Here is a 13,717-nt window from a genome sequence, read left to right on the forward strand (position 1 = left end):
TGCGTCAAGAATAGCTCTTTTCTGACGCACAAACGTTTTTGCACCTCAAGTTTAATTTTTATTTTGTCTCATACTATTTCTCATTTTAAAATTCAAAGTAACCAAAATATTTTAACCTATACAACGGGGCTCCCCGCAACTAACTATTCATGTTTCAAATCTAATACAACAACTATGCCATTTATGTAAACTTATTTTAAAAACTGCCACTCATGTATTAACAGATGTTATATAACATACTTTTATAGCTCTTGCTCTTGCAGATTTCATCCAAAACCCTACCTTTGCAATGTGTTTTTCATAGTATTAGATTTAAGGTTAACAAGATTGGAGCAAGGCGTTGCTCCTTTTTTTATGCCCCTATGTCAACCTTTACCTATTAACTCTTTCTTTTTGAGATAACATCAACCCTCTTCAATTACATTTTATATTTCAAAACAATTACAGATAAAGACTCTTTTCTGTAAACTTATTTTAAATTCTCCCTCTTTTGTATTAATAGATGTTATATAACATACTTTTTAGGCTCTTGCTCTTGCAGATTTCATCCAAAACCCTACCTTTGTAATGTGTTTTTCATAGTATTAGATTTAAGGTTAACAAGATTGGAGCAAAGCGTTGCTCCTTTTTTTATGCCCCTATGCGAACTCATATAAAACTACACACCCTCTCCTTTTGAGATATTTCATATAAACTCATCTTTTTACCATTACCATAATATCATATCTTACTATAATTAATGTATATGCTTACAAAATTTAACTACCTTTGCAATCATTTCGAATGAAACACGAACTATCAGAATGAACAAACTTACAATCTTATTCTTATTTACAATTCTTACTCTTACTGGATGTAATAATGCTAAGCAGGGGTATGGCGACCTCAACAGCAAAGCAAAATCGTATGTTCTGAGAGATTATGATGCCTATCTAGAAGAAGATAAAATAAGTTACAATCGCTCTGAGCCAATCGGCTTTCAAGAAGTAACCTTCGATACTTGGGGCAATGAAGCCTCAACATTCAAAAATAATAATGGGGAGTTTATAGAATCACAAGTCAACAAGTACGATGAAAAAGGAAAACTAATCTATAGAAAATCCTATTTCAGACTATATGGAGAAGAGGGTACAACTGCTTATCAATTAATAGACCAAAAGAAAGATACTTGTTTCTATTCCTACTACCTCAACGACTTAAAAAAGACAGAATATATTCATAAATTAGTAATAAAAGGGAAATCAAAATCGCACTATGTGAATAACACCCTGGTTTCTGTCGAAAAAAAGAATAAGCACAATCAAATTATAGAACAGATTGCTTATAAATCGGATGGTACGCCATCAAGACAATGCACTTACAAGTATTCAGGAAAACTTTTAATCCAAGAAAACTGTGGAAAAGACAAGACCTGTAACCTGCCAGAGCACACCTATAAGTATCTAAAATACGATGACAGAGAGAACTGGACATTTAGAGCCACCTACAAGCAGGGCGAACTAGAAAAAGTAACAGAAAGAGAAATACAATATTAAAATATTACCTTATAGAGTCCTCCCCCTACGGAGGATTTTTTTATTCACTTCTCCCCCTCCCTCAAAAAAAAATACTTCCTCATACAAATGAAAGGCTTTATCACTTGATAAAAGATTGATAATTGTTTATTTTTAAGACAATCAATAACAACTCATTCAATCCACCTAAAACAGATTAAATTATGGAACAAATATCAGCATTAATCGCTAGTTTATCCGAATCGGAAACCTTGGCTATGTCTCAAAGAAGTAATGAGCTTAAAGCTAAAGGTGTAGATGTCATTAATTTAAGCTTGGGTGAACCCGATTTTTTCACGCCCAAGCACATAAAAGATGCAGCCAAAAAGGCCATTGATGATAATTTCTCTTTTTATACTCCTGTACCAGGGTACCTTTCATTAAGAGAAGCTATTTGTAAGAAACTACAAAGAGAAAACAATTTGGAGTACAAACCCAATCAAATCATTTGTTCCAACGGCGCTAAGCAGGCTGTGTGCAACTCTCTACTAGCTGTAGTTGAAGCAGGAAGTGAAGTGATTATTCCAGCTCCATGCTGGGTAAGTTATATTGAAATCGTAAAACTCACTCGAGGTATTCCAGTAGTAATCCGTACCACCATAGAGCAAGACTTCAAAATTACACCCCAGCAACTCGAAGAAGCCATTACAGATAAAACCAGAGCAATTATTCTTTGCTCTCCCTCCAACCCTACAGGCAGTATTTATTCTAAAGAAGAACTTGAAGGCTTAGCTAAAGTACTCGAAAAGCATCCAAACATTGTTATTATTTCAGACGAGATATACGAACACATCAATTACATAGGTAAGCACCAAAGTATAGCTCAGTTTCCATACCTACAAAACAGAACAGTGATTGTAAATGGAGTATCCAAGGCATATGCTATGACTGGATGGCGTCTGGGCTGGATGGCAGCACCTCTATGGATTGTAAAAGCAGCCAGCAAACTACAAGGTCAATACACATCTTGCTGCTCATCTATTGCACAAAAAGCAGCAGAAGCAGCTTACACAGGTGATAATTCTTGCGTTGAGAATATGAGAAAAGTGTTTGAAAGAAGGAGAGACTTAATTGTAGAGTGGGCTTCTCAGGTAAAAGGATTCAAAATAAACAAGCCCCAAGGAGCATTCTACCTTTTCCCAGAATGTAGCTACTACCTTGGAACAGCATACAACGGCAGGAAGATAGAAACCTCTACAGATCTTGCCATGTACCTACTTGAAGAAGGTCATGTGGCTTGTGTGGGTGGTGATGCCTTTAACTCTCCCCACAACATCCGTTTCTCCTATGCCACTTCCGATGAAAATATCATCGAGGCCATGAAGAGAGTCAAAGTAGCTTTAGACAAGTTGAAATAAGGAGGTAGAATTTTAGATTCTATTATATCTATAAATTTTGAGAACTACAAAAGGCTTTGGAGCTATTTTTCTATATTTTTGCATAGAATAAAAAGATTCAAAGCCTTTCACATGTTCTATTATATAGCAACATTAACAACTAATACGCTTTTGATTACACTAAATTGAATTCTATGAAGAAGCTTCTCCTCATTCTATTTGGAATAACTATACTAACTGACTCGTATGGTCAGCTTTTTACTCCTAACCAGATTGATTCTATCGACGAAAAAATGGATTATGTCTTTTCACAAAAGGAATACTTTATCAGTTTAAAAGAAAAAGAAATCAATAACTTAAAAAAGATTCTTCCATCAAGAGATATTGCTCCTGAAGCTCAATACGATGTATATATCAAATTGGTGAATTTATATGAAAAGCTAGATTTAGATTCTGCTATGCACTATGCCAAAGAAAGTTTAGAAGTAGCAAACAAATTAAACAAGACAGAATGGGTTACTTTATCCAATCTATTACTCGCTCGACATTATTCTTCGGCAGGTATGTATGTAGAGTCCAAAACTATTTTAGACAAAGTAAATAGCAATACCTTAGCCGAGAATCTCAAGCGTCAATATTATTTTGCGCAGAGCGAATACTATTCACATTATGCTCAAAGTAATTCTCAACACATCTATTTCTCTAAAAATGAGGAATATCGTGATTCACTCTTAAACTACCTCAACTCTGAAGACCTAACATACCAAGTACTCAATGCCGAAAATTTATTTTTTAGTGGTGAAGAAGAAAAAGCAGAACAGGTACTACTAAAGTTACTATCCACTACTTCTGATGAACAGATAGAACGAGCCGTTATAGCCTATACTCTTGGCTTAGTCTATAGAAAGAAGGGGGATAGTGAGTTAGAGCGTATTTTCCTACAGATATCAGCTATCTGCGATATTGTAAATGGTATTAGAGACAATGCCTCTTTACAAAGTTTGGCAACTTATTACTCCAAACATGGTGACATCAAGAAAGCATACAAATTCATGGAAGCTGCTATCAATGATATTGTAAAGTGTAATGTCCGTTTCAGAACCATTGAAAGTGCTTCAAGCTTCTCATCAATCTACTATACCTATCTACATAAAGTGACTGCTCAAGAAAAGAAACTTCGAATATCACTCTTAGCCATTAGTTTTTTAAGTCTTTTCTTAATTGCTATTTCAATCTATGTCTTAAGTCAAAAGAATCGAATATCTAAAATCAAGGCACAGCTTGCTAATGCCAATAAGAATTTAAAGCAACTTATTAAGGATTTAAACTCAATAAATAAAGATCTAAATACAAGAAATGAAGATTTAAAAGATGCTAACCTTATCAAAGAGGAATATATTGCTCATTTTTTTGATCTATGTTCAGAATATATTGATAAGATGGAAGAATATAGAAAGCACTTAAATAGTTTGGCGAAAAACAAAAAATTTGTTCAACTCTATCAAGAGCTAGATTCCAACTCCAATATTGAAGATGAATTGGATAAATTACACGAACGATTCGATCAGATATTCCTATCCCTCTATCCTAATTTTATAGAAAACTTCAATGATCTTTTAAAACCCGAAGAAAAAATAAAACTGAAATCGGGAGAAATTCTAAATACAGAATTAAGGATATTTGCACTCATCCGACTAGGAATTACAGACAGCATAAAGATTGCAGGATTCTTAAGATATTCACTAAGTACCATCTATAATTACCGCACTAAAACACGAAATAAAGCAGCTGTTCCAAGAGATGAATTCGAGGATTATGTTGCTAAAATAGGTTCAAAACCCTTAAAATATTAGTATAACCATTACTATTTCACTACTTTTTATCATACCATAAAAGACATACCTAGCTATATATCAATTACATATCTTTATAAAGTACTACTTTCTAATGTTAAGGAATTTTTTGAATTGATATAATCGTTAAGTTTGTGTTGCTCGTAAAGTGGAAGTTAATACAACTTTCTTCTTTACCCTTATTAAGTAATAAATAATCAAAATATTATTATGAGAAACATGCAATGCAAACGGTATTTCCGATTTTGGTTGTGCTTATGTCTAATTACAACTTTCTCTTTTTCTGTTACAGCACAAAATGCTCATACGGTGAAGGGTGTAGTTTTAGATGAGTCAAATTTACCGATCATCGGAGCCAATATTCTTATTAAAAACTCTTCTATAGGTACAATTACAGATATAGATGGAAACTACTCTATCCAAGTACCTCAAAATGGAACTTTAGTCTATTCCTATTTAGGTATGGAAACACAAGAAGTTTCAGTTAAAAATCGTTCCAAAATTGATATTGTTCTAAAAGAAGATAATAAATTACTTGATGAAGTAGTTGTTATCGGTTATGGAACTCAACGAAAAAAAGACCTTACTACTTCTGTAGCCAGTGTTAGTTCTGATGAGTGGGAAGCTCGTCCCATCATCTCTACCCAACAAGCTCTACAAGGTAAAGCAGCTGGCGTGCAAGTAGTACAACCATCGGGTAAACCTGGAGTAGGTATTTCTATTCGTGTGCGTGGTGCAACCTCATTGAATGCTGGTAACGAACCTCTTTACGTAGTAGATGGTATTCCTACCAACGATATTAACAACCTATCTGCCAATGATATTGCTTCAATGCAGGTATTAAAGGATGCCTCTTCAGCTGCCATTTATGGTACACGGGGAGCAAACGGTGTAGTTATGATTACTACAAAAAGTGGAGAAGAAGGAAGAGCTCGTGTAGATGTCAATATGTATGCTGGATTCTCGAATGTAACTCGCCAAATAAAGACTCTTAACACAAGAGATTACTTTGAATTACTTGATGATATAGGCATCAGTTACGACCCCACAAAGAAAGATTACATCAATTGGGCTAAAGAGATGTATGGTACTGGAGTACAACAGAACTATCAAGTTTCTGTTTCGGGAGGTACTGCTAAAACAAAATACTATATTTCATCAGCATATCAAGATGAAAATGGAATCATCAAACCTGCCTCTTACGATCGTTTCTCTTTAAGAACGAACTTGAATACAGAGGTTTCTTCTTGGCTGAAATTAAATACAAACTTGAACTTCTCTAGGAATACTCGCATGGATGCTACTGATAATGCAAACTCTGGTAGAGGTGGTATTATTATGTCAATTATAAATACACCTCCCAATCTTCCCATTTGGGATCCAGAAAAGCCAAGCCAATATGCCACAAACCCCTATCAATCTTCATGGGAAAACCCTTATGCTCAAGCTGATACTTACGACAGAAACAGAACTTACCGTTTTAGTGGTCGCATGGAATTGGATTTTACAATACTGAAAGGTTTACACTTCAAGCCCAACTTATCAGTTGATTACAGCAACAATACTTGGGATAAATTTATTGATCCTATAAAAACAGGATATGGTCGCCAAGCCAATGGTCGTGGAGAACAAGCTAAGGACGATTACCTTACTTGGACCAATGAAAATATCTTGTCATACAATACTTCATTCAACGATGAACACAATCTACAATTTTTAGGTGGAATTACTTTTTCAAGATATAGACATGATAATAACTATATATCTGTGGAAGATTTTGTAAAAGGAGTAGATATTTCTCGAAAAACGCTAAATCTTGCCAACAAAATTAATGACGCTAAAACATCTAGAAACGGGAACAGCAGTATGTCTTATTTAGCTAGAGTACAATATGATTATTTAAGCAGATATCTACTATCCATGAACATGCGTGTAGATGGATCTTCTAAACTTTATCATAAATGGAAAGCATTCCCTTCTATTTCTGCTGGTTGGAGATTCTCTGATGAAGCCTTCTTCAAAAACTTAAAGCACGTAGTAGATGATGCTAAACTTCGCTTTGGTTGGGGTTTGAATGGTAATGAAGGAGGTATTGGTGATTATGACTTATACGATCACTATTGGGTTTCTAAACAAAAAGAAACAGGAAACGGACCATCAGTAGGACGTGGTAAGTTAGGTAATAGAGATTTAAAGTGGGAAACTACTAGTCAATACAATGCTGGATTAGATTTATCTTTTTTCAACTCTAGATTAACCGCTGAATTTGATTGGTACTATAAAAAAACAACAAATCTTTTACTCGATATCAAACTTCCCGAATCTGCAGGAGTCCAACTTCCTTTAAGAAATGATGGTATAATGGAAAACAAAGGATTTGAGTTTGCTATCAATGGACAAATTTTAGTAAATACTCCTGTAAAATGGGATGCGAGTTTAAATATGTCTTTCAATCGCAATAAGATTAAAGAATTGGGATTAACTCCTCAATTTACAGCTGCCAACATCGAAAGTAATGGAGAAGATGTAATCATGGTAAGAAAAGGGCTTGCACTAGGTACTTTCTATGGTTATATAGCTGAAGGTGTAAATCCTGAAACGGGTAATATCATGTATAAAGACCTCAATGGCAATGGTATCGGTGGTGTTTCTGAAGATGGACAAATGGACCCTAATGATAAAACGGTTATTGGTAATGCTCAACCCGATTTCACTTTTGGGTTTACACATAATCTAAGTTGGAAAAACTTTACCTTGAATGCTTTCTTCCAAGGTTCATACGGCAATGACATATTTAATGCTAGCCGAATTGACAGCGAAGGAATGTTCGACTCCAAGAATCAAACCGAAGCTGTTTTAAATAGATGGAAACGCCCAGGTATGATTACAGATGTTCCTCGTGCAGGAGTATTAACAAACTCCCTTAACTCAACCCGTTTTGTTGAAGATGGTTCTTACATCCGATTAAAATCCCTCACACTTTCTTATCAGTTTGAGGATAAGTTAGTCAGAAGAATAGGGCTAAGTAAACTAAATGTTTATGGCACTATAACCAATCTATTTACACTTACAAAATACAGAGGATACGACCCCGAGTTAAGTTGGACTGGTGGTAATGCCGCTCAACTAGGTATCGACTATGGTACATATCCACAGACTCGTTCATTCATTTTCGGTCTTAACTTATCATTCTAAAAGCTAGTGATTATGAAAACTTATATAAAAACAATATTAATAGGTTCTCTTTCCTTAGGAATAACTGCTTGTAGTAGCTTCCTAGATGAGAAACCTTACTCGGATATAACCAATGAAAACTGGTCTGAAGGAGGAAAAGATCAGGCGACAGAATACACCAAAGGAGAACAGATGGAGCAACTACTCACTAGTGCTTATAAAGACTTTGGTAATGAGTTTTGGCAACTTGACTTATACATCATGAACGAATCTCAATCTGACAATGCTTATGCAGGGGAAGATAAAGAGCAAACTAGACAGTTTGATGAACTTCGCGTTTCTCCTACTAATGGCGGAATAAAAAGAGATTGGGCATACCTATTTGGACAAATATCCAAAGCCAACACGATTATTGCATGGACTCCAAAAATCAAAGATCCTAACTTCAATAACAAAAGGCAAAAAGAGGTGGAGGCAGAAGCTAGAGCAATGCGTGCTATAGATTATTTCTACCTTGTGCGTCTATACGAAAATGTTCCTTTGATTATTGATGAAATCCCAGAGATTAGTGTAGATAACATTGATGAAGTATATCCCCTACTTTACCCTGCTCAGGCTACAAAAGAAGTAGTATATACTCAGATTTTAGAAGACTTAAGCTTTGCTTTAGAGAATATTCCTGATTACTCAGATAATAAATTTAAAATTACTAAAGCATTAGTCAATTTCATCACAGCAGAAGTATATGCTACTAAAGACGGTTTTCAAAATGCAGACTGGAACAAGGTTAAAGAGCATGCAAGTAAAGTTGTGAATGACTCTCGCTACCGCTTACTCGATAAGTACGATGACCTTTTCGCCGTAGAAAAAGAGGCTGAAGATGGTGTTCTACCAAGTAGTAATTTACTCAACGAGCATAGCAAAGAATCTCTTTTTGAAGTAGACTATACTAGCTGGAATACGCTAGGTAATTGGGGTGCTCAAATGTTCTTTGGCGTAGACTGGAAGAAATTCAATACGCCTAGTCATGACTTAGTAAATGCCTTCAATAAAGAAAATGACGAGGTAAGAAAAAAAGCCTCTATCAAGTTTGGTGATGTTACAGGAAAATGGACAGACAAATATTGGGCATCCAACAACTACCCCTATTGCTTTAAAATGAGAGCTCAAGAAGCAGCTAACATTATAATCTATCGCTATGCTGAAGCAATCTTATTGCTTGCTGATGCAGAAAATGAAATGGGCAATATCTCAGCTGCACAAAAACTTGTCAACCAAATACGTTCTCGTGTTAATCTGCCAAATACCAAAGCTAATAGTAAGGAAGAGCTTAGACTCGCTATTGAGAATGAGTACCGACTAGAGTTCGCTTTTGAAGGTAAGAGATGGCTTGACTTAAAACGAAGAAATCGCTTCATTCAAGTAATGAAAAGCTGTTCTGACCACCAGAGTGACTATGGATACAGATTAAATGAACAAAAACTAATCTGGCCTATTCCACAAAGTGAATTAGAATTAAATGAGAACTTGAAACAAAATCCAGGTTATTAATCTTAAGAATAATATTCATGAAATCAATTATAAAAAGCATTGGTCTGGGATGTCTTTCTACTCTTCTTCTTGCTTCATGCATAGAAGAAGATGAAAGAAAGGTATATCCTCAATCTACACCTGTAATTGAGGAAGCATCTATTGATCCACAAAGTTTTATTTATGGAGACTCCATCACACTATCAGCTATTGTGAATGATGCAAAAACTCCTCTTTCTACCTTAAAAATAAAAATGGTAGTTAATGATGTTTTATTTGCAGAAAGTGAAGTGAGAGTACCCAATAATCAGGCTAAGATACAGCATAAATTTGCCACTCAACACCTTCCTCTACAAACTGACAATAGCGAAGTAGATATTTTCTTGACACTCATCAATGTAGAAGGAGATAAAACTCAAGGTACTATTGAAAATGTAAAAGGGATATCCAGAAAATATGAAAAACTATATTTAGTGTTGGATAATGGAGAAGTATATCCTCTAAATAATACAACAGAAAAACCTTTCGTTTTTGAAGCCAATGATTTAGACTTAAAGAACAATCTGCGATACCGCATTGCAGAAAAGATTACAGCAGATAATCAAATCGATTTTTCGGGAGATGTATGGGGTAGTAAACAAAATCACATCCAGCTGGTAGATGAATTTGGCGATTACATTACAACATCAAACCCTATGCTACTTAGCACTGAAGGAATTTCTTTTGATACTTATAGTTTTACAACAACCTTACAAGGCTTAATACTTGAGGGGCTAGAAAACCTAGATATCAGTCAGTTTAAAAGCTCTGCCAACTATGATGGGGAAAACTTTAAAGAAGGTTCATTCTACTTAGAAAAAAACAAGGAAATCCAACTTAGTAACGAACTTCAAAACACTGTTTTCAATCCTGATTATTTTGAAAGAGTTTCTGATTCGAGTATCAAGTATATAGCAGAATCGGGCCCTACTACATTAAGCTATGCTACCGATCATGACTATGTTGTAGTAACTCAAGATAAAGCAGAATATCCTAATGTATTATTTGTTTGCGGTGTAGGTATTGGTTATGCTTCAAAAGTAAAACCAGAAGCTACTACTGGATGGGGATTTGACAATATCAGAAGATTCCTTTATTTCAGAAAAATAGCAGCAGATACGTATCAAGGAACAATCTTCTTAGATGGAGAAAGCGTAAACTTTAAACCTTTTGAGAATACAGGATGGGGCAATGAAAAGAAATCTACAGGTTTCTCTATGCCTGACATTCTAAAAACAGATGCCGACTTGGGCAAGGACGATGGAAACTGGTATGGAGCTCCTGATGCAATTCCAGGGGTTTACAAAATTACCATCAACTTAGAATCGAAGGTAGTAACCGCTGATAAAGTTAACTTATAAATCACAGAAAAATGAAGACTAAATTTATCATATTTTCTCTCTTTGCGGCTTTGATGACTTCTTGTGTCGACTATAACACCGACTCAGGTTTTCCAAAAGAGGAAGAGAATCCTAATTTTGAACAAAACGAAGTAAGATTATGGGTAACCAATCAGAATAAAGTTTATAAACTAACTGAGCTGCCCATCGATTACAATGATGAGATTAGCAAACTTGTCATTCGCATTAATCCTAGTATTACATACCAAACCATTGATGGTTTTGGAGGTGGAATGACCGGTTCATCAGCTTATTTGTTCACTCAAATGTCTACTGAAGCTAGAAGTAAAGCTCTACACAGCTTATTTGATCCAAAAGAAGGCATCGGTTTGGAGCATATACGACTATCTATTGGAGCATCAGATTTTTCTATGGGGCTATATACTTATTGCGATAAAGCCGGAATAGAAAACTTTGCTGTGCCCGAACTTGATAAGCGAGACTTAATCCCCGTATTGAAAGAAATTCTAGCTATTAATCCAAACATTAAGTTTATTGCTAGCCCATGGTCGGCTCCTGCTTGGATGAAAGATTCTGGTTTGCTCAATAAGGGAAAACTAAAAGGAGAAGAGGTTTACGATGACTTTGCTACCTATTTTGTGAAGTACATTCAGGCAATGAAAGCTGAAGGGATTACGATTCAAGCTATCACCTTACAAAATGAGGCGATGTTTGAATCAAATGTACACCCCTCTATGATCATGTCTGCCGAAGAACAGGCAACCATCATTGGTCAATATTTAGGTCCAAAACTTCGTAAAGAAGGTCTGCCTACAGAAATCTATGTACTCGATCATAACTTCGATATATACGACTATGCACTAACAGTACTTAAAAACAAAGAAGCCAATGAATATATTGCAGGTACAGCTTTTCATGGTTATGCAGGTACCCCTAGTGTGTTGAGCAATCTGACCAAAGCATTCCCAGATAAGAAAATCTATATGACAGAATTATCGGGAGGAGAATGGAATGAAAAGGATGAAATGAAAACACTCTTTTACTATCTAAACGATATGGCATTCCCAATGATTGCCAACGGAGGGAACAACTTTATGATGTTCAACCTTGCTCTAAATTCACAACATGGTCCACTAACTCCAGGAGGGGAATTTTGCAAGGACTGTAGAGGCGTGTTAACCATTGATGGCGACGAAGTACTACCCGAATTAGAGTATTACCTTCTAGGGCATTTTGGAAAGATTATCCGTACTGGAGCCAAACGTATTGAAGCCAATCTACAAGGAATGTTCCCTGAAGATATTAAAATAATGGCTTTCTTGAACCCAGATGGTACAAGAGCTCTATTGGCAGTAAACAACGGAGGTACAACAGAAAATATCACTATTAAAGATGAAAGCACAGGCAAGAAGCTCACTTATAAATTAGCTCCTTCTTCTGTCGTTTCTCTTTTACTTAAATAAAAAAAAAAGAAAAGGAGCCTTGACATTAAAAAGGCTCCTCATTACAACTTTATTATGAATATACAGAAATTATCTACACTACTTTTTTGTAGTGCACTAATTCTGGGATGTGCAAAACCAGAGGCAGAGGTAAAAACGTACACTACAACTGCAGACAAAACATTAACAATGGATTATAAGGCTGTAGCCTTAGCCTCTAATAGCAGTCATGCTTCTACTCATCTCATTGAAATTAATCCAGAAGTGAAATTCCAAGAGATGGAAGGTTTCGGCGCAGCCATTACAGGATCTACTTGCTATAACCTATTAAAGATGACTAAGGAAGATAGGCAAGCTCTTCTTGAAAAAACGTTTAATCCTTCTACTGGGTATGGTTACAGCTACATTAGAATTTCTATCGGCTGCTCCGACTTCTCTCTAGATGAATATACGTATTGCGATACCCCAGGTATTGAAAATTTCAAGATTCATCCATATGATGAAAGAGACCTATTCCCTATTTTAAAGGAAATTCAAGCAATAAATCCTGATATAAAGATTATGGCTTCTCCTTGGACACCTCCTAAATGGATGAAGGTAAATAATCTAACCGATTTAGAGCCTTTTGATTCTTGGACTAGTGGACAGTTAAATCCTACTTTCTATGCTGATTATGCTACTTACTTTGTAAAGTATATCCAAGCTATGGAAAAAGAAGGCTTTACCATCAACACGGTAACCATTCAGAATGAGCCTTTAAATAGAAGTAATTCAGCTTCTTTGTTTATGACTTGGCAGGAACAAAAGGAGTTTATCAAAACAGCATTAGGACCTGCTTTTGAAGCAAACAACATTAAAACTAAAATCATCGCTTACGATCATAACTACAACTACGATGACGAAAAAGAAGAGACTTTTGATCAACAACAATATCCTCTACACATCTATGCTGATCCTGAAGCCAGTAAATATGTAGATGGTGCAGCTTATCATGCGTATGGTGGTGAGGTAACTGAGCTAGATAGAATCCACCAAGAAGCACCTGATAAATCTATCTACTTTACAGAAATGTCTATCGGACTATGGGGCTCTGGCTACGACTTTGGTGGAGATTTAATGTGGAATATGAAAGAGGTTTGCCTAGGTACGATCAATCGTTGGAACAAGGCTGTAATTATGTGGAACTTCATGCTAGATGATAAACATGGTCCTTATCGTAAATACGGTTGCAACATCTGCTTGGGTGCAATTGACATTAGTTCGAAAGACTATAAAACAATGACATTTAATAGTCATTACTATACTATGGCTCACCTTTCACAAGTTATCAAGCCAGGTGCTTTCAGAATAGAATCGAAAGGAAATACAGATTCAAATATACACTACTCTGCGTTTATCAACCCAGATCAGTCTTTATCTATGGTATTA

General features: G+C 35.6%; 8 protein-coding genes. All 8 read left to right on the top strand.

All coding sequences use genetic code 11. From position 1 onward, the window contains the following. Positions 1-803: 803 nt before the first annotated feature. Positions 804-1,535, top strand: a complete 732-nt coding sequence (locus K8V80_RS03450; RefSeq protein ID WP_006744681.1) for a hypothetical protein — start codon at positions 804-806, stop codon at positions 1,533-1,535. Positions 1,536-1,717: 182 nt separating this feature from the next. Then, positions 1,718-2,911: a pyridoxal phosphate-dependent aminotransferase gene (locus K8V80_RS03455; protein WP_006744680.1), complete on the top strand. Its 1,194-nt coding sequence runs from the start codon at positions 1,718-1,720 to the stop codon at positions 2,909-2,911. A 173-nt stretch (positions 2,912-3,084) separates the two neighbouring features. Continuing rightward, a complete protein-coding gene (locus K8V80_RS03460; protein ID WP_276775465.1) occupies positions 3,085-4,743 on the top strand; it encodes a DUF6377 domain-containing protein in 1,659 nt (552 codons plus the stop codon). Positions 4,744-4,953: 210 nt separating this feature from the next. Beyond that, on the top strand, positions 4,954-7,938 hold the full coding sequence (locus K8V80_RS03465; RefSeq protein ID WP_276775466.1) for a SusC/RagA family TonB-linked outer membrane protein: 2,985 nt from the start codon (positions 4,954-4,956) through the stop codon (positions 7,936-7,938). A 12-nt stretch (positions 7,939-7,950) separates the two neighbouring features. Beyond that, entirely contained in the window at positions 7,951-9,468 is a 1,518-nt protein-coding gene (locus K8V80_RS03470; protein ID WP_006744678.1) for a RagB/SusD family nutrient uptake outer membrane protein, read from the top strand. A gap of 17 nt (positions 9,469-9,485) precedes the next feature. Further along, complete coding sequence (locus tag K8V80_RS03475; protein ID WP_276775468.1) at positions 9,486-10,847, top strand: DUF5016 domain-containing protein; 1,362 nt, start codon at positions 9,486-9,488, stop codon at positions 10,845-10,847. Between the two features lie 11 nt (positions 10,848-10,858). Further along, positions 10,859-12,310: a glycoside hydrolase family 30 protein gene (locus K8V80_RS03480; protein ID WP_276775470.1), complete on the top strand. Its 1,452-nt coding sequence runs from the start codon at positions 10,859-10,861 to the stop codon at positions 12,308-12,310. A gap of 54 nt (positions 12,311-12,364) precedes the next feature. Beyond that, on the top strand, positions 12,365-13,717 hold a 1,353-nt coding region (locus K8V80_RS03485; protein WP_276775471.1), incomplete at its 3' end, for a glycoside hydrolase family 30 protein.

It is taken from the genome of Bacteroides coprosuis (genome assembly GCF_020741705.1).
GTDB lineage: Bacteria > Bacteroidota > Bacteroidia > Bacteroidales > Bacteroidaceae > Bacteroides_E > Bacteroides_E coprosuis.

Excerpts from the sequence above, each read along its gene's own strand:
- K8V80_RS03460 (WP_276775465.1), top strand. The coding sequence starts at position 3,085 with ATGAAGAAGCTTCTCCTCATTCTATTTGGAATAACTATACTAACTGAC.
- K8V80_RS03455 (WP_006744680.1), top strand. The coding sequence starts at position 1,718 with ATGGAACAAATATCAGCATTAATCGCTAGTTTATCCGAATCGGAAACC.
- K8V80_RS03450 (WP_006744681.1), top strand. The coding sequence starts at position 804 with ATGAACAAACTTACAATCTTATTCTTATTTACAATTCTTACTCTTACT.
- K8V80_RS03470 (WP_006744678.1), top strand. The coding sequence starts at position 7,951 with ATGAAAACTTATATAAAAACAATATTAATAGGTTCTCTTTCCTTAGGA.
- K8V80_RS03465 (WP_276775466.1), top strand. The coding sequence starts at position 4,954 with ATGAGAAACATGCAATGCAAACGGTATTTCCGATTTTGGTTGTGCTTA.
- K8V80_RS03480 (WP_276775470.1), top strand. The coding sequence starts at position 10,859 with ATGAAGACTAAATTTATCATATTTTCTCTCTTTGCGGCTTTGATGACT.
- K8V80_RS03475 (WP_276775468.1), top strand. The coding sequence starts at position 9,486 with ATGAAATCAATTATAAAAAGCATTGGTCTGGGATGTCTTTCTACTCTT.